The sequence below is a fragment of the Bradyrhizobium sp. LjRoot220 genome (genome assembly GCF_964252915.1).
Taxonomy (GTDB): domain Bacteria; phylum Pseudomonadota; class Alphaproteobacteria; order Rhizobiales; family Xanthobacteraceae; genus Bradyrhizobium.
This window is the reverse complement of the sequence record NZ_CAXUPS020000001.1, coordinates 1,515,102-1,536,893: the sequence shown is the minus strand read 5'-3', so window position 1 is coordinate 1,536,893 and position 21,792 is coordinate 1,515,102. Positions and strand designations below refer to the sequence as shown.

23 protein-coding genes are annotated in these 21,792 nt (G+C 63.3%); 10 read left to right on the top strand and 13 right to left on the bottom strand.

What is annotated here, in order from left to right; all coding sequences use genetic code 11:
• Nucleotides 1-11: 11 nt before the first annotated feature.
• Nucleotides 12-983, bottom strand: a complete 972-nt coding sequence (locus tag ACSQ84_RS06775) for a Bug family tripartite tricarboxylate transporter substrate binding protein (RefSeq protein WP_436210842.1) — start codon at nucleotides 981-983, stop codon at nucleotides 12-14.
• A gap of 119 nt (nucleotides 984-1,102) precedes the next feature.
• Here ACSQ84_RS06775 and aat point away from each other — a divergent pair, with 119 nt between their 5' ends.
• Both aat and ACSQ84_RS06765 read left to right on the top strand, forming a co-directional pair.
• Nucleotides 1,103-1,783: a leucyl/phenylalanyl-tRNA--protein transferase gene (aat, locus tag ACSQ84_RS06770; RefSeq protein WP_436210841.1), complete on the top strand. Its 681-nt coding sequence runs from the start codon at nucleotides 1,103-1,105 to the stop codon at nucleotides 1,781-1,783.
• A gap of 120 nt (nucleotides 1,784-1,903) precedes the next feature.
• Nucleotides 1,904-3,034, top strand: coding sequence for an ATP-dependent Clp protease proteolytic subunit (locus tag ACSQ84_RS06765; protein WP_436210840.1), 1,131 nt, complete (start codon nucleotides 1,904-1,906; stop codon nucleotides 3,032-3,034).
• 61 nt (nucleotides 3,035-3,095) lie between these two features.
• Here the strand turns inward: ACSQ84_RS06765 and ACSQ84_RS06760 are convergent, their stop codons facing one another.
• Nucleotides 3,096-4,091: a DUF2155 domain-containing protein gene (locus ACSQ84_RS06760; protein ID WP_436210839.1), complete on the bottom strand. Its 996-nt coding sequence runs from the start codon at nucleotides 4,089-4,091 to the stop codon at nucleotides 3,096-3,098.
• A gap of 400 nt (nucleotides 4,092-4,491) precedes the next feature.
• Here ACSQ84_RS06760 and ACSQ84_RS06755 point away from each other — a divergent pair, with 400 nt between their 5' ends.
• From ACSQ84_RS06755 to ACSQ84_RS06740, 4 genes are all read left to right on the top strand, one after another.
• A complete protein-coding gene (locus ACSQ84_RS06755; RefSeq protein WP_436210838.1) occupies nucleotides 4,492-5,271 on the top strand; it encodes an SDR family NAD(P)-dependent oxidoreductase in 780 nt (259 codons plus the stop codon).
• A 74-nt stretch (nucleotides 5,272-5,345) separates the two neighbouring features.
• On the top strand, nucleotides 5,346-6,293 hold the full coding sequence (locus tag ACSQ84_RS06750) for an alpha/beta hydrolase (protein ID WP_436210837.1): 948 nt from the start codon (nucleotides 5,346-5,348) through the stop codon (nucleotides 6,291-6,293).
• 117 nt (nucleotides 6,294-6,410) lie between these two features.
• Entirely contained in the window at nucleotides 6,411-7,619 is a 1,209-nt protein-coding gene (locus ACSQ84_RS06745) for a citrate transporter (RefSeq protein ID WP_436210836.1), read from the top strand.
• A 127-nt stretch (nucleotides 7,620-7,746) separates the two neighbouring features.
• On the top strand, nucleotides 7,747-8,235 hold the full coding sequence (locus ACSQ84_RS06740) for a hypothetical protein (RefSeq protein WP_436210835.1): 489 nt from the start codon (nucleotides 7,747-7,749) through the stop codon (nucleotides 8,233-8,235).
• 22 nt (nucleotides 8,236-8,257) lie between these two features.
• Here ACSQ84_RS06740 and ACSQ84_RS06735 read toward each other — a convergent pair whose 3' ends face one another.
• Nucleotides 8,258-8,779, bottom strand: coding sequence for a GNAT family N-acetyltransferase (locus ACSQ84_RS06735; protein WP_436210834.1), 522 nt, complete (start codon nucleotides 8,777-8,779; stop codon nucleotides 8,258-8,260).
• A 26-nt stretch (nucleotides 8,780-8,805) separates the two neighbouring features.
• Nucleotides 8,806-9,744, bottom strand: coding sequence for a GlxA family transcriptional regulator (locus ACSQ84_RS06730; protein ID WP_436210833.1), 939 nt, complete (start codon nucleotides 9,742-9,744; stop codon nucleotides 8,806-8,808).
• Nucleotides 9,745-9,838: 94 nt separating this feature from the next.
• Here ACSQ84_RS06730 and ACSQ84_RS06725 point away from each other — a divergent pair, with 94 nt between their 5' ends.
• Nucleotides 9,839-10,525, top strand: a complete 687-nt coding sequence (locus tag ACSQ84_RS06725) for a DJ-1/PfpI family protein (RefSeq protein WP_436210832.1) — start codon at nucleotides 9,839-9,841, stop codon at nucleotides 10,523-10,525.
• A 47-nt stretch (nucleotides 10,526-10,572) separates the two neighbouring features.
• On the opposite strand, the gene ACSQ84_RS06720 is transcribed toward ACSQ84_RS06725, so the two are convergent.
• The 4 genes from ACSQ84_RS06720 to ACSQ84_RS06705 all read right to left on the bottom strand — a co-directional run bounded on the left by ACSQ84_RS06720 (nucleotide 10,573) and on the right by ACSQ84_RS06705 (nucleotide 14,018).
• Nucleotides 10,573-11,652 carry an acyltransferase family protein gene (locus ACSQ84_RS06720; RefSeq protein WP_436211194.1) on the bottom strand — a complete coding sequence of 360 codons (1,080 nt, stop codon included), beginning with the start codon at nucleotides 11,650-11,652 and terminating at the stop codon, nucleotides 10,573-10,575.
• Nucleotides 11,653-12,270: 618 nt separating this feature from the next.
• Nucleotides 12,271-12,996, bottom strand: coding sequence for a hypothetical protein (locus ACSQ84_RS06715; RefSeq protein WP_436210831.1), 726 nt, complete (start codon nucleotides 12,994-12,996; stop codon nucleotides 12,271-12,273).
• A 72-nt stretch (nucleotides 12,997-13,068) separates the two neighbouring features.
• On the bottom strand, nucleotides 13,069-13,509 hold the full coding sequence (locus ACSQ84_RS06710; RefSeq protein ID WP_436210830.1) for a MarR family winged helix-turn-helix transcriptional regulator: 441 nt from the start codon (nucleotides 13,507-13,509) through the stop codon (nucleotides 13,069-13,071).
• Nucleotides 13,510-13,607: 98 nt separating this feature from the next.
• Nucleotides 13,608-14,018 (bottom strand): NADH:ubiquinone oxidoreductase subunit NDUFA12, encoded by a 411-nt coding sequence (locus ACSQ84_RS06705; RefSeq protein ID WP_436210829.1) that lies wholly within the window; start codon nucleotides 14,016-14,018, stop codon nucleotides 13,608-13,610.
• Nucleotides 14,019-14,288: 270 nt separating this feature from the next.
• Here ACSQ84_RS06705 and ACSQ84_RS06700 point away from each other — a divergent pair, with 270 nt between their 5' ends.
• Nucleotides 14,289-15,023, top strand: a complete 735-nt coding sequence (locus tag ACSQ84_RS06700) for a BA14K family protein (protein WP_436210828.1) — start codon at nucleotides 14,289-14,291, stop codon at nucleotides 15,021-15,023.
• A gap of 70 nt (nucleotides 15,024-15,093) precedes the next feature.
• Here the strand turns inward: ACSQ84_RS06700 and ACSQ84_RS06695 are convergent, their stop codons facing one another.
• Entirely contained in the window at nucleotides 15,094-15,957 is an 864-nt protein-coding gene (locus ACSQ84_RS06695) for a DMT family transporter (RefSeq protein WP_436210827.1), read from the bottom strand.
• 215 nt (nucleotides 15,958-16,172) lie between these two features.
• Between ACSQ84_RS06695 and ACSQ84_RS06690 the strand changes: the two genes are divergently transcribed.
• Together ACSQ84_RS06690 and ACSQ84_RS06685 are read left to right on the top strand one after the other, a co-directional pair.
• A complete protein-coding gene (locus ACSQ84_RS06690) occupies nucleotides 16,173-16,577 on the top strand; it encodes a response regulator (RefSeq protein ID WP_436210826.1) in 405 nt (134 codons plus the stop codon).
• Between the two features lie 16 nt (nucleotides 16,578-16,593).
• Complete coding sequence (locus ACSQ84_RS06685) at nucleotides 16,594-18,828, top strand: CHASE3 domain-containing protein (protein WP_436210825.1); 2,235 nt, start codon at nucleotides 16,594-16,596, stop codon at nucleotides 18,826-18,828.
• Nucleotides 18,829-19,275: 447 nt separating this feature from the next.
• On the opposite strand, the gene ACSQ84_RS06680 is transcribed toward ACSQ84_RS06685, so the two are convergent.
• The 4 genes from ACSQ84_RS06680 to ACSQ84_RS06665 form a co-directional block, all read right to left on the bottom strand.
• On the bottom strand, nucleotides 19,276-20,193 hold the full coding sequence (locus tag ACSQ84_RS06680; protein WP_436210824.1) for a heme o synthase: 918 nt from the start codon (nucleotides 20,191-20,193) through the stop codon (nucleotides 19,276-19,278).
• A 131-nt stretch (nucleotides 20,194-20,324) separates the two neighbouring features.
• Nucleotides 20,325-20,618 (bottom strand): GYD domain-containing protein, encoded by a 294-nt coding sequence (locus ACSQ84_RS06675; RefSeq protein ID WP_436210823.1) that lies wholly within the window; start codon nucleotides 20,616-20,618, stop codon nucleotides 20,325-20,327.
• A gap of 33 nt (nucleotides 20,619-20,651) precedes the next feature.
• Nucleotides 20,652-21,053 (bottom strand): cytochrome C oxidase subunit IV family protein, encoded by a 402-nt coding sequence (locus ACSQ84_RS06670; RefSeq protein WP_436210822.1) that lies wholly within the window; start codon nucleotides 21,051-21,053, stop codon nucleotides 20,652-20,654.
• Between the two features lie 9 nt (nucleotides 21,054-21,062).
• Nucleotides 21,063-21,785 carry a heme-copper oxidase subunit III family protein gene (locus ACSQ84_RS06665; protein WP_436210821.1) on the bottom strand — a complete coding sequence of 241 codons (723 nt, stop codon included), beginning with the start codon at nucleotides 21,783-21,785 and terminating at the stop codon, nucleotides 21,063-21,065.
• Nucleotides 21,786-21,792: the final 7 nt, after the last annotated feature.

The following is a 21,792-nucleotide window of genomic DNA, read 5'->3' as shown; positions in this document are numbered from 1 at the left end:
CCCCGCCGCGCCTAGCTCGGCGCAAGTCCGGCCTCGCGTATAATCGCTGCGTTCTCTTCAAATTCTTTTTTCTGGAAGCTCGCAAAGCCCTCCGGACTCGCGGAGCCCCGGAGCTCCAAACCGTCCTTGCCGAGGGCCTGTTGCAGCGACTTGTCGCCTATCACCGACTGGTTTGCCGCGTGCAGCTTCGTCACGGCGGCTACAGGGGTTTTCGCAGGTGCGAAGAGGCCAAACCATCCAACCGAATTCATTCCCTTGAGGCCAATCTCGTTGGCCCCCGGAATATCCGGCATCACGGAGGAGCGCTCCGCGCTCGTTGCGCACAACGCTACAAGTGCACCGGAGTTGACATGCGGCAGGATCGTTGGAGGCGTTCCGATGATCATCGGAATGTTGCCACCCAGAACAGCGGTAACGGTTTCAGCGCCGCCCTTGAAGGGAATATTGACAAGCTTGATCCCGGCGATTTTGGAGATCTGGACGGCCGGTATCTGGAAGCCGACGTTGGAAGTACCGTAGAACACGCCGTCACGCTCACCTTTTGCTTTCGCCAAAAATTCTGCCCAGTTCTTCACGCCATACCCGGCTGATACGGCGACCAGACTCGAACTCGTTGTAACCTGGGAAATCGGCGCAAGCGCCGTCAGCGGATCATACGATAATTTCAGCATCGTCGGCGCGATCACCTGGGAGACGTTCGAGCCGAGAAACAGCGTATGTCCATCCGGTTCGGCGCGCAGGGTCTGCACCGCCGCGAGTGTCGAAGATGCGCCGGCAACGTTCTCGATCAAGTGCTTGGCGCCCAGCACTGCATCGAGCCGATGTGCAAAGTGACGCATCGTCAAATCGGCTGAGCCGCCCGGAGGGAATCCGACAAGAAAACGGATGATTTTGCTTGGGTACTGCTGTGCGCGCGAGGCGGTAGGCAATATGGCGGCTGCAGCGGTTGAAATCGAGGTTTGCAGGAAGCGTCGTCGGTTCATTTTGTTTCCTCCAGATAGTCCTCCCGGCGGCCGTACTTGTCCTTTCCTGGTATCCAGGCTGTGCGACCGCTTTTTTCAAGGCATAGCATAGAGGACCGGCTCCCTGCTATTCTGCCGCCATGACATCGCGCGACTCTGCTGCTTCCGAAATCACGCCCGAGGTGCTGCTGCGCGCCTATGCCTGCGGCATCTTCCCAATGGCCGAAAGCGCCGACGATCCCACGCTGTTCTGGGTCGAGCCGGAAATGCGCGGGCTGATCCCGCTCGGCGGCTTTCGCATCGCCTCGCGGCTGGCGCGCACCGTGCGCTCGGACGCCTTCACCGTCACCGTCGACACCGCCTTCAAGGCGGTCATTGCAGGCTGCGCGGCGCCGCAGGCGGGACGCGACGACACCTGGATCAACAAGCGGATCCGCGATCTCTATGTCGGGCTGTACCAGATCGGGCACTGCCACAGCGTCGAGGTCTGGCAGAACGACGATCTGGTGGGCGGATTATATGGCGTCAGCCTCGGCCGCGCCTTCTTCGGCGAGAGCATGTTCCATACTGCCCGCGACGCCTCGAAGGTGGCGCTGGTGCATCTGGTGGCGCGGCTGATCGAAGGCGGGTTCGAGCTGCTCGACACGCAATACGTCACCGAACATCTGCGCAGTTTCGGCGCCGTCGAAATTTCCAGGCGCCGCTATCGCACCATGCTGGACAGAGCGATGGCGGGCGAGCCGGCGAATTTCCTGAAACTGCCGTCCGACCGCCCTGTCAGCGGCGCCGACGCACTCGCGATCATCGCGGCGCGCGGCTGAGGACCTTGTCCCTGTTCTGGATTGTGACATCAGTCACAGCACCTTCCCGCGCCCTCTCCTATCCCTGTTCTCACGGCTGGTGGAAATGCTCCGCCTCCGGCAACGACAGGGATCGCTCCGATGAGCAATGCGCTGACACTAGCGGCCGGCCCCCTCGAAACGTCCGCCGCGAACCACGGCGCCGACCAGATTGTTGGCAACGCGCCGCCGCCGCTTACCTTCATTGCTCCCCTGCCGCCGCCGCTGCCCAGGCAGCCGGCGCAGAACTTCATGGCGCGGCATTGGCGCGGCGAGCTCTCGCTGCCCCGGTCGTACTGGATCAATTATCTGCTGCTCGGCATCGGCGTCGGCCTTGCGCTTGGTGCGCTGAGCGCGGCGGTCGACCTGCGTGCCATCGAGCAGCCGGTATACTGGCTGATATCGCTCGGCCTGACCTGGGGCGTAATCAGCCTGTTCACGATCTGGGGCGGGGTTGGCGTCTGGCGCGCGGCGACGGCCTACCGCCGCGCGGGAAAGCGCTTCTGGGGCGTTGCCGCCAAGGTGATAATCGGGCTTGGCGCGCTCCACCTCGTCTACAGTCTCCTGTTCGTCGCGATCCCGCAAAGCCTCGGCATCTACGAGATCGTAGCGGGCGACACGCGCCTCGCGTCGCACCAGTTCAAGGTGCTGAACAACGGCACGATGCTGGATTTCTCCGGCGGCATCTCGTTCGGCACGGCGAAGGAGTTCGAGACCATGCTGAAAGCGATGGACAACGTGCGCACGGTGCGGCTGAACTCGAACGGCGGGCGGATCGCGGAGGCGCAAAAGATCGCCGACCTGATCAAGGCGCGAGGCCTCTCTACCTACGTCACCCAGCAATGCGCCTCCGCCTGCACCATCATGTTCCTCGGCGGCAAGCAACGCCATCTGCACGCGAGCGCAAGGCTTGGCTTCCACCAGCCTTATTTCCGCGGCATGACTGCGAACGAACAGCGCGTCGTGATTGCCCGCGAGCAAGCGCGCTTGCAGAAATTCGGCCTCAGCCACGCCTTTGCCGAGCGCGCCAACGCGGCAAGCCCCTCGGGCATGTGGTTTCCCGAACAGAGCGAGCTGCTGCGCGAGCGTGTGGTGACGTCGATCTTTACGCCGCCGCCGCCGAAGCCGGTGGCGAGTGCCACGCCGGCGCCATCCGCTTCTGCCGCCAAGGCCGCTACAGCCCCGCCCGCACTGCAGGCGACGCGGACGACGTATCAGGGGGCTCCGCAATGAGGCCCACGTGTGGCTGTTTTGGGCATGCCACACCAATTCATCCAGCTATGAGGACGGTGGCCTAGTTCCCGAACAATCCACCGAACAGCCCACCAGGCCGCTGCTGCTGCGGCTGTGGCGGCGGTTGCTGCTGGAACTGCGGTTGCGGCGGCAGGCCCGACGGCGGCGGACGCGGCGCGGCCTGCTTCGGCGCCGGCGGGCGCTTGGCGGCGGGCGGCGGAGCCGGCTTCGGCAATTCAGGCTGCGCGCTGACGATGGTCTGGTCGGGGCCTTTGCAGTCGGTCAGCCAGATGTCGTAGACTGGGTGCTCGACGCCGTGCAGCCCGGGGCTTGCGGCGTACATCCAGCCCGAAAAGATCCGCTTCACCTCGCCCTGCAGCGTGATCTCGTCGACCTCGACAAAGGCATCGGTGTTGGCGGCTTCGGTGGAGGGGCGGGTGTAGCAGGCGGACGTCTTCACGCGCAGCGCGCCGAACTGCACGGTCTCGCCGATGTCCTCGTCGAAATTGATGATGCGGCCGGTGATCTTGTCGAGGCCGGAGAAGCTCGCCTTCTTGTTGGTGATCTTCTGTGCGGGCGGCTCGCTGACCACCTCATCGCCCGGCTGCAGGCTGGCCGAGGCCGGCGGCACCGGTCCCTTCGGCTGGCGAGCACCTGGCGGCTGGCCCGGCAGCGCATTGGCCGCAGGCGGCGCGGTGCCCGGCGCACCCGGCTGCGGAGGCGCGACCGCGATGCCCGGCTGGGTGCCCTGCGGAGCCACGGTGGTACCGGGCGGCGGCGCCAGCGGCTGGGTCTGCACGCTTCCGGGCGGCGGCACGCCCTGCCCCGGGGCGGGGCGATTCGGCGTCGGCAACAGCCGGCCGCGCGGCAATTCCGGCACTTCCTCGTCGTCGTCGAGCTGCTGCTGTTGCGGATTGCCACGCGGGATCGCGCCTGGCGGCCGCAGCGGCGGATCGGAAAAAATATTGCCGATCTGCGCGCGCGCCGGCGGCGCAAGCGAGATTGTCGAGGCGGCCACCAGGGCCGCAAAACCGGTCAGGGCAATGGTTCGAAACATTCTCGCGCGGCTTTAAAGGGCGAATCGGGCTCGCGACATAGTACAATCTATCCGCCGCTCGCGTGCCCACCGGTTAACACGGCAAATAGGGCGGGGAAAGGGCGGTTTCCTGCCCTTCCCGGCCGGTAGTGTCCCAATTCCGAAGTTCGCCTTTTTTCGCGGCACCTCCGGAACGAACTTCGGAATTACTGGGACACTACCAAAATAGCTTTTCTAGTGCGGATACTGGATTTGAAGCTCCCAGACGAACGCGCGGCAAATGCGTGGGAGCTTCAAATCCACCCGCACTAGTCAGCTCCCGCCACAAATGAAATAGTCGGTTTCGATCAGCTTTCGCGCGGGTCGCCTGCGCGAAAACCATGAAAATCCGGGACAACCGGACGAGCCAGAGGAAACTCCAATGACCGATCGAATTCGCCTCGACGGCCGGGTTGCCGTCGTCACCGGTGCGGCCGGTGTCATCGGAACCGCCACCATCAGGCTGCTCGCCGAGCGCGGGGCGCGCATTGTCGCGGTCGACCGCAAGGAGGCCGATCTCAAGGCCGCCGTCCGGGACCTGCCGGCCTCCGCCGAGGCGCTCGCGATCACCGCCGACGTCACAGTTGAGGACGAGGTCGCAGACTACGTCCGCGCCAGCGTCGACCGGTTCGGCACCATCGACGCCTTCTACAACAACGCCGGCATCGAGGGCGATATCAAGCCGATCCCGCAATATTCGCTGGAGAGCTTTCGGAAAGTGCTCGACGTCAACGTGGTCGGCGTCTTCCTCGGCATGAAGCATGTGCTGCCGGTGATGCTCAAACAGAACAAGGGCAGCATCATCAACACCGCCTCGATCGCGGGCCTGATGGGCTCGCCGCACATCGCCGTCTACAGCGCCAGCAAGCACGCCGTGATCGGCCTCACCAAGAGCGCGGCGTGGGAATGCACCGGCACCGGCGTGCGCGTCAATTGCGTCTGCCCCGGCCTGATCGACAGCCGGATGCTGTCGACGATCATGCAGGGCCGCAATGGCGGCAACGCGCCGCCGCCCCACGACAAGATGGTCGAGCGGATTCCGGCGCGGCGGCTCGGACAGGCTTCCGAGGTCGCCTCCATCGTGGCATTCCTGGCCTCCGACGAGGCCAGCTACGTCTCCGGCTCCGCCTATACCGTCGACGGCGGCCGCACCGCCGCGTAGGATTCCGTCATTCCGGGGCGATGCAAAGCATCGAACCCGGAATGACACGGCTAAAAACAGAGGTCTCCGCCCGCATGCCCGTCGTACTCGATCCCGATGCCGCCGCCGTCTACAAGGCCTTTCAGGAAGCCAACCGCCCGCCCTACGAGTCGGGAACACCGACCGAGGCCCGTGCGATGTATCTGGCCGCCCGGCCCGTCTCAAACCCGGAGCCGCCGGAACTGGAATCGGCAAGACCGCTGTCGATCCCGGCACCCCATGGCGCGATTCCGGCCCGCGTCTACACGCCGAAGGCATTGCGCAAGACCGATGGCCTGGCGCCGTGCCTGGTGTTTTATCATGGCGGCGGCTGGGTGATCGGCGATCTCGATTCCCACGACGTGGTCTGCCGCAAGCTCGCGCATGAGGGCGAATTGATCGTGATCTCGATCGATTACCGCCTCGCCCCCGAACACAAATTCCCCGCCGCCGTTGACGACGCCGTCACGGCCGTCAAATGGGTCGCGGCGAATGCAAAGGACCTCGGCATCGACGCTGCGCGCCTGATGGTCGGCGGCGACAGCGCCGGCGGCAATCTCGCCGCCGTCGTCGCGCTTGCCGCGCGTGATGGCGACGGGCCAAAACTCGCCGGCCAGGTGCTGATTTATCCTGCGACCGACTTTGCCATGAAGCATCCCTCGCACAGCGAGCCCGAGACCAGCATTCTGTTGACGCACTCCGTCATCAAATGGTTCTGCAACCACTATCTGAGCGGCGCTGACGACATCGATAATTGGCGGGCCTCGCCGGCGCGCGCCAAGACGCTGTCTGGATTGCCGCCGGCCTATGTGCTGACCGCCGGCGCCGATCCCCTGCGCGACGAAGGCGATGAGTTCGCCGCGCGGCTGAAGCAAGCCGGCGTGCCCGTGACCTACAAACACTTTCCCGGTCAATTCCACGGCTTTTTCACCATGGGCAAGCTGTTGCAACAGGCCAACGCCGCTGCGAGCGACATCGCGACCTGGCTGAAATCGCTGAACTGAACGTTGCGTGGCCTTTAGTGGCATTGAGTGGGGTTGGGTCCTGCGCTACCGCTGGTAGCGGAACGGTGGTGTGGGAAATCCAGCGCGTTCGGAAATGTGGTGGGGGTAATCTAGATCATGCTCGTTTTCGGCATACCCGTCGACTTCATCCTGTTCGCGCTCACGCTGCTCGGCGTCGCGCTGTTCCATCACCACACCCTGCCCGTCGCGCTGACGGGCCTGTCGGCCATCATCGTCTACAAGCTGATCTTCACCGGATTCAAATTCGGCGCCGGCCTTGGCGGCCTCGGCCACCACATGGCGCATGAGTGGGTGACGCTGGCCAACCTGTTCCTGCTGCTGACGGGATTTGCGTTGCTGTCGCGGCATTTCGAGGACAGCCGGATTCCCGACGAAATGCCGGCGCTGCTGCCGGACGACTGGAAGGGCGGCGTCGTCCTGCTGATGCTGGTGTTCGTGCTGTCGAGCTTCCTCGACAATATCGCCGCGGCGCTGATCGGCGGCACGGTGGCGCGGCATGTTTTCCAGGGCAAGGTCCATATCGGCTATCTCGCGGCCATCGTCGCGGCGTCGAACGCGGGAGGAGCCGGCAGCGTCGTCGGCGACACCACAACCACCATGATGTGGATCGCCGGGATCAGTCCCCTCGCCGTCGTCGAAGCCTATATCGCCGCCGTGGCGGCCATGCTGATCTTCGCGGTACCCGCATCGCTGCAGCAACACCGCTATTCCCCGATCGTGAAGAACCCTCCGAGCGGACTGAAGATCGACTACACCAGAGTGTTCATCGTCGCAGCCATTCTCGTCGCGGCGCTAGCTGCCAATATCACCGCCAATCTGAAATTCCCCGCCCTGCTCGACATCGTTCCCGTGCTCGGCATCGCGGTCTGGATCGTGATCCTGCTGACGGCGGCGTTGCGCAAGCCGGATTGGTCGGTAATGCCGGAGACGGTCAAAGGCACGGTCTTCCTGCTCGCGCTGGTGACGGCGGCCTCGATGATGCCGGTCGAAAAGCTTCCCGCCGCGTCATGGCCGACGGCGCTCGGCCTCGGCTTCGTCTCAGCGGTATTCGACAATATTCCGCTGACCGCGCTGGCGCTGAAGCAAGGCGGCTATGATTGGGGCTATCTCGCCTATGCCGTCGGCTTCGGCGGATCGATGATCTGGTTCGGCTCATCCGCCGGCGTCGCGCTGTCGAACATGTATCCGGAAGCAAAATCGGTTGGCCGCTGGGTCAGCCAGGGCTGGCCGATCGCGGTCGCCTATGTCGTAGGATTTTTCGTCATGCTCGTCATCCTCGGCTGGCATCCCGACGCGCCGCGTTGATCGAGGAAGCCGCAAGCTTTCGGAAATCGGGTGTCGCCCAGGCATCCAGACTGCAAATCTCAACGCCGTGAGACGGTGAACCTGCGCCATCGGGCACAAGGCACCTGTTGCAGCTGGAGAGTGCCAGATGAAACCGGAACGCGAAGCCGATCGAAACACTCGAAATCCATTCGGCGTCATGGATGTGCCCGATCCCAATGATCAGGCGGTGATGGAATTCGCCGACCGCGCCACGCTGGATGGCGCCTCCGATCACGCGAATGCGGCGGCCTGGGGCGAGACGATTGGCGGCCAATGCCACTCGATCGAAGGCGATTGGTCGAGCCGCTGGAACGGCGGCGCGGATCCCACCATTGCCGGCGATGCGCCCGACAAATGGAAACAGGGCCGAGGTCAGGCAAGGACAGCCGGAGACCGCGTCTATCTCTATTTCGAATGGAACTCCGGTGCGCGCAAGGGGCTGATCGACGCGAAGTGCGAAGGCGCGCAGCGGCTGGTCGGAAAATACATCAACCTCACGAGCCCCGCGATCACCCGTCCCTGGATCGGCCTGATCGTGGACCGCAAGCGAATAGATGGCCGGTTTCCGGAAGGGCGGCTGGATTTCCGGCGATAGAAGCTGCCCCGCCCTCGCCAGGCTACACCGTGACGACCGGGCGAATATCCACCTTCAACACGTCATTTTCATACGCCCGATCGCCGATCCGAAAATACGTCGTGCCAATCTTGTTGAAACCATGCCTGACATAGAAGCCGATGGCCCTGGAATTCTCGGCATTGACGGTCAACCAGACGTTCTCACCTCCGCTGTCGCGGCAATGTTCCAGCGCACATCGCAACAATGCGGCGCCCCTTCCGCCTGACTGCTGCCTCGGCCGAACATACAGGGTTGTGATCTCCAGCGGCGAGCAATCGGCCAATGGCGGCGTTGCCGACGAACACACGGTCACGAACCCGTCAATTCCAGTGCCGTTCTCCGAGACCCAGATCGCCTTCCCGGAATCGCCGATCGCATCGCGCAAATTCTGCGCCGTAAACGCCGTAAGAACATACTCCGCAAAGTGTGGACTGACGCCCTCCCGCAGATAGGTGTTCATCCAGACCTCGATGCTCACCGCAGCGAGAGCCGACGCGTCGCGTTCGTGCGCCTTCCTGATCATATCAGCCGATCTCGCCCCACCAATCCTCAACCTGCCCTTGCCGCGCGGCGCAGCGATTGCGGCGGCTGGCCGAAGGCGCGGATGAAGGCGCGGCGCATCCGCTCCGGATCGCGAAAGCCGGTGGTCTCGGCGACGCGCTCGATCGCCTCGCTGGACGATTGCACGCGCTGCCGCGCCACCTCGATCCGCAACCGCTCGACCGCCTTCGACGGCGTGGTGCCGGTCTCCGCGATGAAGGCGCGGGTGAAATGCCGCGAACTCATCCCGGCCTGCTCGGCCATGTCCTCCACCGTGAGCGGCGCATCGAGATGTTCGCGCGCCCAGGCCAGCAGCGGACCGAACCGTCCGGTCGGCGCCTTTAACTCCAGCAGCGACGAGAATTGCGACTGGCCGCCGCTGCGGCGGTGGTAGAGCACAAGCTGTTTTGCGGTTTTCTGTGCGATCTCGTCGCCGTAATCTTCGAGGATCATCGCCAGCGCGAGATCGATGCCCGCTGATATTCCCGCGGAGGTCCAGATATTGCCATCGCGCGTGTAGATGCGGTCGGCCTCCAGCTTGACCTTGGGATAGGTCGAGACGAAGTGCCGTGTGCGCTGCCAGTGCGTGGTGGCGCGGCGGCCGTCGAGCAGGCCGGCCTCCGCCAGCACATAGGCGCCGGAGCAAACGCTGGCGACGCGGACGCCGCGCCTGGCCACTGCGCGCACGAAGGCGAGCGTCTTCGGACAGGCGGCGGCGGCGCGCACGCCCTCACCTCCGGCAATAATCAGCGTCGTGATGGCGCTGGATGGCCGCAGGCCCCGCGCCAGCATCTCCACGCCTGAGGTGCTGCGCACCGGGCCCGGCGTCACCGCCAGCGTTTTGATCACGTGGTCTGAGCCCGAGAAGCGCGCCGCGATTTCGAACACGGAAATCGGGCCTGCGGCATCGAGCAATTGGAAATCGCGAAAGATCAGGACGCCGATCATGTGATCCTATGTCCTTAAATGAGGGAAATATGGCATTTATGACGATAGGGCATCATGTCAGAATGCGCGGGTCAAGCAAAATCAGGAGGTTCATATGTCCGCGCCGCTTCAGATCGGTCTCGTGTTGTTTCCAAAGGTGACCCAACTCGATTTCACCGGGCCGCTGCAGGTGTTCTCCAGCGTGCCGGGCGCGCAGGTGCATCTGATCTGGAAGCGGATCGAACCGGTCAGCAGCGACTCCGTGATGACGATCACGCCGACGACGACTTTTGCGGATTGCCCGCAGCTCGACGTCATCTGCGTGCCCGGCGGCTTCGGCACCGACGACATGATCAATGACGAGGAGATGCTGGCGTTCCTGAAGAAGCAGGCCGACGGCGCCAGATACGTCACCTCGGTCTGCACGGGATCGCTGGTGCTGGGTGCAGCCGGGCTGCTGAAAGGCTATCGCGCGGCGACGCATTGGACCGCGATGGAGTTTCTCTCCGCGTTCGGCGCGATCCCGACCAAGACCCGCGTCTGCGTCGATCGCAACCGCGTTACCGGTGGCGGCGTTACCGCAGGCATCGATTTCGCGCTGACGCTGGTGTCGCTGCTGGTCGACCGCCGCACCGCCGAAGCGATCCAGCTCCGGCTCGAATACAATCCGGCGCCGCCGTTCAATTCCGGCTCGCCCGACACCGCGCCGCCGGAAATCCTCGCGCTGATGAAGGACAAGATCGCGCCCGCGCAAGCGCGCCGAGGCGAAATGATCGGCCGCGCCGCGGCAAAGCTGGGTTAGCTTCTGTTCGGTGGCTTCATCCTTCGAGACGCATCGCTTCGCGAAGATCAGGCTGGAACGAGCGGACGGCGCGGCAGGAGCCGCTCGGCCATCGTGCGCCCGAATTTCAAAGAGGGACGTTCGACGGTGCGATAGAGGATCTCGGAGGCACAAAGAGCGGTAACGGCAGCCAAAGCCAGAATATAGATCATCGGAATTGTCGTATTGAGAAGGTGTGCAGCCGCGATCAGAATGGGCACGTGGATCAGGTAAAGGCTGTAAGAAATCTTTCCAAGCCAAAGGGGGATCGAACCGGTAAGTGCGTCGCGGACCTTCACATCGGCAAAACTTAAAGCGACAAGCAGAGCCGCGCCGATTGCAGTCGGCACCCCTCCGACATGAACCGGATTTACCGAAAACGGAACGAGCGCCGCGCACCATAATGCCAGTCTGGCCCGTCCGCTCAATGCCTGAGAGACCTTCATAATCTGCGACGAATTCTCGGCGAGCACAGCACCGATGACAAACAGATAAAGGTACTTTCCCGTCAGAAAGGGATTGAAGAACCAATCCGGCGAAAAGCTACTCTGAATGTAGAAGCAGGCGCCCGAAATAAGGGCTCCCAGCGCCAGGGCGACGCGCCAGTCTCGTTTGACCGCAACAGCGATGACCGGAAAGATCAGTGACAACCTCAGTTCGATGACCAGGCTCCACATCACGTTGTCGAGCGACTGCCACGCCTGCACGTCGGTCATTGCCAGATGGGCCAAAACCACGGACCAGGTGGGGTGGACTTGCCAGCTGTATTCGGTTGCCCAGTTGCCTACACCGAGCAGAGGCGCCGGGTCGACCAGATACCAAAGCGCCGTCGAGATCAGGATCGCAACGCAGAATGGCGGATATATCCGCCAGAATCGCTTGGTTGCAAAAGACCAGTAGGAGCCGCCGTCTCGTGAGGTCAGCGCGAGGTAGAGAACAAGGCCGCTCAGAATAAAGAACACGGTGACGGCAGATTCGCCCGCAATCAAAACCCTCAAAGGAGAGTATCTGATCCAGGCCGGCGTTTCCGGATACATCAGTCGCAGGTGAGACGCCACGACGATCAACGCAGCGATACCTCGTAATGAGTCCAGCGATGCGATTCTCATCACGGTTTGCACATCCCTGGTGGCGGCCGCAGGCGGTACGCCTGTCCGGATGTTTGGTCTAGCGCGGCAAAGCGGCGGGGTCCCCATGATCTGACGGTTAACCCTACCGCGCCTTCGGAAATCCTCGCTTGATGAGGGACAAGATCGCGCCCGCGCAAGCGCGCCGAGGCGAAATGATCGGCCGCGCCGCGGCCAAGCTGAGGTGAAGTTCGGTCGCCACATCCTTCGAGACGCCACTCGTGGCTCCTCAGGATGAGGTCTTCTTTGGAGCAAGGTCTTAGATCCTCATGGTGAGGAGCGCGGCGACGCCGCGCGTCTCGAACCACGAGGCCCAAGTGCGCGTTTCTTTCGCCCAAAGAAAAAGGCCGCCTGGTTGCCCAGACGGCCTTTCCTTTCCTACGGCGGCGCCACACTGTGACGGGCGATCTCAGAACCTCTGCACCGGGGGCCTATCTCCCAGCCGTATCCTGATCGGGTGCCGCTGCTCATCGGGACAGTCGCGAACTGGAGCCCGATCCGTACGCGATGGTTTCCCATCTCCGTAAGATGCTTCATTGAACGGCGAACCGGCGAAACGCGCAAGCACGCCGTGGCAAATGTCCCCGCTGATCCCGTTATTCACAGGCGCGCTTGCGACGCAGCAAAGACGTCGGCCGGGCGTCTGCCCTGCAGCAACCGCGCGAAAATGATGCCGTGGGTGACGAAGTAGACCGGCACCAACAGCGTCGGAATGCTCGACCACGGCAGCGACCACATCGCGGTGGAGCCGACCCCACCGCCAAAAATCTGCAGCGGCGATCCCGGCGCCGAAAGCACGCCGAGCGCAACCGCCTCCACCAGATCGAGCGTGCCCAGAATATTCCACGCCAGCAGCGCGCGGCGGCTGCCGGCAAAGTTGCGCGCAGCGGCCAGCATCAACGGGATGGCGATGACGCCGACAATGATGTCACCCCATCCCGCCGAGTGTGGAAATGGTCCGGTCAATTTTCCCTGCGATGCCAGCAACAATATGAAGGCGCCCGGCAGGATGCGAAGGGCGTTGAGGCCGAGCAACAGCGGCACCGGCAATGCCAGCAAGGTCTCACGCACGCGCGCGGACAGCAGCGCCGCGCCGCCGACCGCAATCACCGGCAGTATCACCATGACGCCCACGACCGGCACCGGCGTCGCCGTCGCGGCATAGATGCCGGTGGTCGCCAGCGCGATCGCCAATCCAATCCACAGTCCGGCGATCGTCACCGTCGTCAGCTTCTGCAGCGGCGACATCGGCATCATGGCGATGGCGGCGTTCAGGGTCACCGCGATCGTCGCGGTCAAGACAGTCGTTCCGATCAATTCGAGCATCGCAACCTCCCACTTGGTGTAATGACACGTGTCTTGACCAGTAAGTGCCGGAGGAAAAACGCCCGGTGCCGTTCATCCCAGACTTCGAGAACCCAGCACTTTCAGCGCCGCCTGGCCGTCGGCGCCGAGCTGCTTGCCGGCCTCGGCCTGCGCCTTCGCCCAGTAAGGAAAGCTGCGGCGCACGATCCCCCGCCCCTGCGCGGTGATGGCCACGATGCGCGCGCGGGGATCCTCGCCCGGCCTGGTCGAAATCCACTTCTGCGTTTCGAGCAACGCCAGATTGCGCGTCAGCGTGGTGCGCTCCAATCCCAAAAAGCCGGCCAGCTTGCCGACCGGCATTTCGCCGCGCAGGATCAATTGCGCCAGGATGGTGAACTGGGTGGTGCGGATGCCGGCTTTCTGCATGTGGGCGTCATACAGCCGGGTGGTCTTCCGGGCCGCCTGGCGCAACGCCAGGCAGAAGCAGCCGGCGGCGGCCATGTAATCGGTGGCGTCGGATTCTCGCGTTGTCATGAAACGAGTGTAGATACACCTATAGGCCCACGCAATCGTCCGCACCGGTTCTTCAAGAACATGTGAGGCCAGTCCAGGCGACGCGTCGATGCGGTGGTTTAGCTTCCGGGCGTCCAGGCCTGATAGTCGCCGGTGGCCTTGGGACGGCGCCCGCTCGCCAGAGTCGAACCGGATGGGCGATAGGCTGCGGGCGAGCCGGTCAGGTTCGCAACGTGCGGCTTTTCCCACTCGCGCGGGGTGTAGGTCTCTTCGGTCGGCGCGACGTCGACCGTGTGATGCAGCCAGCCATGCCATGAGGGCGGCACCTTGCTCGCTTCGGCGTAGCCATTATAGACCACCCAGCGCCGCTGGAAGCCGAGCGTCGGATCGATCTTGCCGCCCTTGGTGCGATAGTAGGTGTTGCCCTGCTCGTCCTGGCCGACCAATTCGCCAAAGCGCCACGTCCACAATTGCGTGCCGAACGTCTGGCCGTTCCACCAGGTGAAGAATTTGAGCAAAAACAGCTTCATGAGGGGCCGGCCGGTTCGAGAGGACGTAACGCCGTGATGCCATCGGCGCGCCCAATTGTCCAGACGCGTTCGCCCCGGCGTGACTTTGCCGGGGTTGGCCAGAAGGTGTGCCTGTCTTTGGCGTTGAATCGTGGCGGAATCCGCGTTGGGTGTTCATTCTGCATACAGTTCCCACCTGACAGATTCAGCCCTGCGCACCATCGGTGCGCGGGCTTGGGAACGCCTGCCTTCTGAAATAGTTAGGCCGTAATCTCGCAGATGGAGCCGACAATGATCAGTCTTAAAGTTTTGTGTTCTGCCGCAGCGATCGCTGCGCTGGTTGCGCCGACGGTGCTGCCCAACCCCAGCTTCGCGCAGGCTAGAGGGGCGATTGGTGGCGGTGCGCCGGCGGCTGGTGGTGGTGGCGGAGCGCCGGCTGTGGGCGGCGGCGGTGGCATGCGTGGCGGCGCTATTGGCGGCGGAGCGGCGATTGGAGGCGGTGGCGGCGGTTTCCGCGGCGGCGCCATTGGCGCACCACCGGCGATGGCAGGCGGTGGCGGCGGCTTCCGCGGTGGCGCCATTGGCGGCGCACCGGCGATAGCTGGTGGCGGCGGCAGCTTCCGCGGCGGTGTCATTGGCGGCGCACCGGTCGCGCGCGGCGCGATCGGGGGAGGTGCGATCGGCGGCGGCGCGATCGGCGCCGGTGTGCCTGGCCCGCGATACAGCGGCGGTGCCGGCGTGTATCACGGCGGCCATCATCACGGCCACCATCATCATCGCCATCGTCACGGCGGGTTCTACCCCGGCCTCTTCATCGGCGGCGCCCTTGCTTCCGGCTACTACGGCAGCAGCTATGGCTATTACAACGATCCCTACTACTATGGCGACGAATATGTCGAGGACGGCGTGGTGGCGGCGGCCCCCGGCGACGATGAGGTTGCTTACTGCAGGCAGAAATATCGTTCCTATGATGTGCGGTCGCGAACCTATCTCGGCAATGACGGGCTGCGGCATCCCTGCCCGTAACGCCATCCGGCGAACGTGAATCCCGAAGTGAATTCCCAAGCGAGCGGCGCATTCCGGTGCGCCGCTCTTTTCACGTGCGCAACGCCACCGCGACGCCGCCGAGCGTGATCACCAGCGCGGCGATCTCGCGCACGCCCAGCGGCTCATGCAGCATGGCTGCCGCGGCCACCACGCCGACCACCGGCACCAGCAGGGTGCCGATCGACGCGGTCGCCGCCGGCAGCCGCTCCAGCGCCGCGAACCAGCAGACGTAGCACAGGCAAAACTGGATCAGCGTGATGTAGAGCATCGACGCCCAGCCGATCCCCGAAAGGGCTGCAAGCTGTGGCTGCTCGACGGCGAGCCCGATGATCGCGATCGGCAGGCAGCCGAGACCGATCTGCCAGGCGGCCAGCGATAGCGGCTGCATCGCAAGCGGAAAATGCTTGGTCAGCACGGTGCCGAGCCCGACGCATACGGCGCCCGCCAGCGCGCACAAAATTCCCGGCAGCTTGCCGACACTGGCGTCGAAGCCATTGCCGCCGATCAGGACGGCGATGCCGACCAGCGCGACCGTCAAGGAAAGTGCCCGCAGCAGCGACAGCCGTTCGCCGAGGATCGGCCACGCCAGAAACGCCACCCAGACCGGGATCGAGATGCCGAGCACGGCAGCCTCGCTGGCACTCAGCCACAGCAATGCCAGCCCCATGAACGCAACCCAGCCGCCGAGCGACAATGTCGAAACCAGCAACAGCCGCAGCCACATGCCATCAGGCACGCGAAGCGTCTCCCGCCGCGCCAGCGCGATCAACGCGAGGGCGGCGGCACCGACGATGCCGCACAGGCCGCGCGATGACAGCGGCGGCCACTCCGTCAACAGATGTTTCATGATTGGGAAGTTGAGGCCCCACCCCACTGAGGCGATCGCAAGGACGATGAGGCCGAGCGGCGACATTCGGGGACCACCCGCTTGGCGAGGTACAGGCATGGCGGGCTTAGATCCGGAACCGGGGGCGCATTTGTTCTTGTTCTGACACAGCTTACCGGAATTCGCCTCTAGGCAAATCTTTTATGCACTCTATCATACAGACGGCTTGTCGACGTTCCGCCTTAATCCTTTTCAGAGGCGCGGCGAATCGTCGACCGCAGCCCGAACAAAAAGGAATCCTCGTGCCGCGCGTTCTCGTGGTCGATGACGACCCGATGGTTTGCGTCGCCATCGAAGTTTGTCTGCAGCGTCAGGGTTTCGAAGTCACCATTGCCGACGGTGGCGAGGCCGGGATGCAGGCACTCGAAGCGTCCGCTTTCGACGTGATGCTGATCGACGTCTTCATGCCGCATATGCGCGGGTTTGAATCAATTCGGATGTTTCACGAGCGCCGGCCCGAGATTCCGATCATTGCGATGTCGGGCTACGCGTTCGCCAATACCGAACGCGCGCCCGATTTCCTGCGGATGACCATCGAACTCGGCGCGGCATGCTGTCTGCGCAAGCCGTTTACGCCGAACGCGCTGTTGACCAGCGTCAACGAATGCCTCACGAAACCGATACAGTCTGCGCGCCTCTCGAAATGATGAAATAACAGCGTCAATGCCTTCGCAGCGTATCATCCTTGGAATCGGCCTCGCCATCCTCCTCCTTATCGGTGCAGCCTCGATCGGTCTCGACCTGAAGTCGCGGGCCGACACGGCTTCCGTCGACCACGCCCTGGAGGTGCTGAAGCGGATCTCGGATATCCGGCCGCTGCTGCGGCGCGCCGAAAGCGCGGCGCGCGGCTTTGCGCTCACCGGCAATCCGGACTTTGTGAGGGAATATAACGAGTCCAGCGACGCAATCCTGCCGGCCTTCGACGACCTGATCAAGACAGTCGAGGGCAATTCCGGCCAAACCCGGCTGCTCGAGGAAGCCAAGGCGCAGGTGGCGCGCCAGATTGTGACGGGCGGCGAGTTGATCAGGCTCAAGAATGCGGGCGATCAGGCGAAAATAGCCGCATTGCTGGCCAACGACGAGGACCGCAAGGCGACGGAGACGATCGGCGCCAACCTGGCCAAGACCGTCGCCGAAGAGCGAAGGCGTCTCACGCTCCGGCGCACCCAGTCCGAAACCAATGGCACCTTCCTGCTGGCGATCGATCTGGCGTGCGTGGTGCTGATCCTGATCCTTGCAACCCTCCTCACGCGCTCGACCGGCAAGTCACGCCGTGAGTTGCAGGAATCGCTCACTGCAACCAAGGCCACCAACGAAGCGCTGGAGGCCGCGGTCGCGGAACGCACCGAGCACCTGGTCAAGGCCCATGAGGAACTCCGGCATTCGACCGACGTGCTGCAGAGCACCTTTCACAGCATGGCCGAGGCGGTGCTCGTGATCGACGCCAAGGGCCGCGTGTTGCTCTCCAACCCGGCCGCGGAAAAGATGCTGCGCTACCGTCCGGGCATGACCGTGGAACTGCTGCGCTCGCTCAGCACCGTCTTTCGTGCCGACGGCGTCACGCCGTTGCCGGTCAGGGAGATGCCGGCCGTGCGCGCGCTACGCGGCGAGGAGTTTGACAACACCGAAATCGTGGTGCGGCCCCGCAGCGGCGACGCACCCGTTCATCTCGTCATCAGCGGGCGGCCGCTGCGCGACGCATCGCGTGCCATCAGTGGCGCCTCGCTGCTCTATCATGACATCACCGGGACGCGCGAGATCGAGCGCAAGCTGCAGCAATCGCAAAAGCTCGACGCCATCGGCAAGCTCACCGGCGGCGTTGCCCACGACTTCAACAACATGCTGACCGTGATCACCGGCACCACCGAACGGCTGGTCGCCGCACTCGCGGACCAGCCGGCGCTGCAGAAAACCGCCGAGCTGATCGACGTGGCGGCGGAGCGCTGCATCGAGCTGATCCAGCATCTGCTGGCCTTCGCCCGCCGGCAACCGCTGCAGCCGCGCAACATCGACGTCAACGGCACCGTGCTCGACATCGCCAAGCTGCTGCGCCCTACCCTCGGCGAGCACATCGAGATCGACTCGATCCTCGAGCCGGAGGTTGCGGCCGCGCATATCGATCCCTCGCAGCTGGCCAACTCGCTGCTCAACATGGCGATCAATGCCCGCGATGCGATGCCCGAGGGCGGCAAGCTCTTGCTGGAGACTCGCAACGTCGTGCTCGACGAGGCCTATGCGCAGGCCAACCCCGACGTGCTGCCCGGCCCTTATGTGATGCTGGCGGTCAGCGACACCGGCACCGGCATGTCCAAGGAAATCCAGGACAAGGTGTTCGAGCCGTTCTTCACCACCAAGGAAGTCGGCAAGGGTTCCGGTCTCGGCATGAGCATGGTCTACGGCTTCGTCAAGCAATCCGGCGGCCACATCCGGATCTACAGCGAGGAAGGCCACGGCACCACGATCAAGCTGTATCTGCCGCCGGCACGCGGACAGGCCCCCGCCGCCGTGGCCGCCGCCGCGCCGCTGGTCGGCGGCAGCGAAACCATCCTGGTGGTGGAGGACGACCAGCTGGTGCGCAACTTCGTCACCACGCAATTGCAGAGCCTCGGCTATCAGACCCTCGATACATCGGACGGCCCGTCGGCGCTGCAGGCGGTGGCAAACGGCCTGCCATTCGACCTGCTGTTCACCGACGTGATCCTGCCCAACGGCATATCCGGCAGGCAGCTCGCCGACGAAGTCGCAAAACGCCGGCCCGGTATCAAAGTGCTCTATACCTCCGGGTATACCGACAATGCGATCGTGCATCAGGGGCGGCTCGACCCCGGCGTCCTGCTGCTGAGCAAGCCCTATCGCAAGTCGCAGCTGGCCAAAATGATCCGCCAGGCGCTGGACTAGGGTCAACTAGCGCGCAGCCAGACGGAACCAATCGTACCCGCTAACGATTGAACTCCGGGTACTGTTGTGCGCGGCGACCATGAATTGAGAGGCGAAAATGTTCCTGATGGGACTTGGCGCGCTGCTCGTTCTCGGCGGAGTGCTGTACATGGCGCGCACTGCTATTTGGCGGGGATCGCTTAGCGGCCCGGATTCCTCCCGGCCGGTTCGCGGCACTCTGGAGCCGCCACGGCGTAGCCTTCGATTCCTGGGGCTGGGAACGAACTGGCCGGGCATTCTCCTTATGGTGATCGGTGCAATTCTGCTGGTGACGGGGGGCGGTTTCTAGCCTCGCCACGGGTGCTCTTATGCAAACATCGAACAGCGCCGCGCCATCAAAGTCGAAACAGTCCTTCAAGTGAAGCCAAAGGCCCGGGAACGATCCGGGGCCTTTTTGTCCTTCAGAAGTTAGCCAGTGGAATTGAGCGCGGGCGCAGCATTCATCAGCAACGCACCAAACAGAACGACCAGATAGAGCATCGAAAACACGAACAGGCGCCGCGCAGGCTGCCTTTCCTTGCCGTCGTCGCTCTGACGTACCTGCCATGCGAGAAAAATCATGGTCGCGCCAAGCGTCGCTGCAGCCGCGCCATAGATGGCTCCCGCAAACCCCAGTGCCCAGGGTATCAGTGAGATCGGAACCAGAACAACGCTGTAGAGAAGAATCTGGCGCTTTGTTTCGGCCTTGCCGGCTACGACCGGCAACATCGGCACCCCGGCCCTGGCATATTCTCCGGCAAGATTGAGTGACAGTGCCCAGAAGTGAGGTGGCGTCCAAAGGAAGATGATCAGGAACAGGATGAGCGGTTCGAGCCCGACGCTTCCGGCGGCCGCAACCCAGCCGATCACCGGAGGGAGTGCGCCGGCCGCACCGCCAATGACGATATTTTGCGGTGTTCGGCGTTTGAGCCACATCGTGTAGACGACGACATAGAAGAAAATCGTGAAAGCAAGCAGCGCAGCCGCGGCCACGTTCAGCAAAGCGCCGAGGGTCACAATGGCCCCAATTCCAAGCACCAATCCGAAAACCAGTGCTTCCGGGCGCGAGACACGGCCGCTCGGAATCGGACGCATGGCGGTACGCGCCATCACGGCATCGATGTCGGCGTCGTACCACATGTTGAGCGCACCTGCGGCGCCGGCTCCGGCAGCGATGCAAAGAAGCGCAACGGCACCAGCGAAGGGATCGATGTCGCCTGGCGCGACCAGGAGACCAACGAGTGCGGTAAAGACGACCAGCGACATGACGCGCGGTTTCGTCAGCGCGACATAGTCCCCGATGCCGGCGTAGCTCCGGCGGACGAGGACTGAACGATTGATTTGCATGAGATCAATACCTCCTGTTGCCGGCGACATGGCGGCGCCTGCGCAGTAAAAACGATGCAATCGCCCCAAATTCCTTTTGCAAAACCAGGTCCGAATAATCCGCGGCTATTCACGAGCAGATTTTGTGCCGTCTAGCCCAGCGACTTGATGATTTCCCGATACGCTGCTTCCGGAAACGCTTTCAGCGTGCGCGTCCGGATGTTTCCCTGCATGCCCAGTTGCAGGCTGAAACGTGCCGCCACGGCGTCGTCAGGAGCTTCGTAGATTGCGACGATGTCAAAGTCGCCCATGGTCAGGAAAAAGAATTTGAACTCGCCGCTCATGTCCTTGAGCGCTTTCTTTGCTGCGTCCAGACGGCTTGGCGAGTCCTTCACCTTCTGAATGCCTTGCTCGGTCCAGTTTGCAAGCATGACGTATGTGGTCATGGCCATCCTCCATTTGGTACAAGGCAACGGTGCCTACGTCGTCGGCGCGAAGAACAGGACCCGGATAAGGTGCGTGTAGTCGGCTTCGAACACCATGATCGCCACAAACACCAGCACCAGCACCGGCGGCAGCAGGATGGCATAGCTCAAGGCCAGCCGCTCCCAGGCCATGTGCATGAAAACGGCGACGATCAGGCCGGCCTTCAACACCATGAACAGCAGGATCAGCGACCATCTGAGATAGCCCTGGAAGCCAAAGTAGTCGACGAAATAGGAGCACGCGCTGAGGACGAACAGCCATCCCCAGACCACGAGATAGAGCTTGATCGGGTGCTGCTGGCCCTTTACGTGCGTGGCCCCTGCGGCGGGCGCGTCATGCACATGCGTTTGCAGCGCAGGTTGTTGTGCCTCAAAATGTACCGCCACGTTTGTCATGCGCCGACCTCACCAAAGATAAAAGAAGGCAAAGATGAACACCCACACCAGATCGACGAAGTGCCAGTACAGGCCCATGATTTCGACGATCTCGTAGTGTCCTTTTCTGCTCGTGAAGAAGCCGCGCCTTTCGACGTCGAAGTCTCCCCGCCAGACCTTTCGCGCGATGGCGACCAGGAAAATCACGCCGAACGTCACGTGCGTGCCGTGGAAGCCGGTGATCATAAAGAAGCTCGATCCGAACTGCGCCGCGCCCCAGGGGTTTTCCCAGGGCCGTACGCCCTCCATGATCAGCTTGGTCCATTCGAAGGCCTGCATTCCGACGAACGTGGCGCCAAGCGCCGCCGTGACCAACATCAGGACTGCGGTTTTGAAGCGATCGCGGCGGTAACCGAAATTGACGGCCATCGCCATCGTCCCGCTGCTGCTGATCAGGACGAAGGTCATGATGGCGATCAGGATGAGGGGAATATGGTGCCCCGCAATCTCAAGGGCGAATACCTCGCTCGGATTCGGCCACGGCACCGTCGTGGACATTCGCGCGGTCATATAGGACAGCAAAAAACAGCTGAAGATGAAGGTGTCGCTGAGGAGGAAGATCCACATCATGGCCTTCCCCCAGGAGACATTCTTGAACGCGCGCTGATCCGAGGACCAGTCGTCGGCAATGCCCCGCCAGCCGGCGGCCCGCGCGGGCGATTCTCCAGGGTTAGTCAGCGCAGTCTCCGCCATCTGGTCT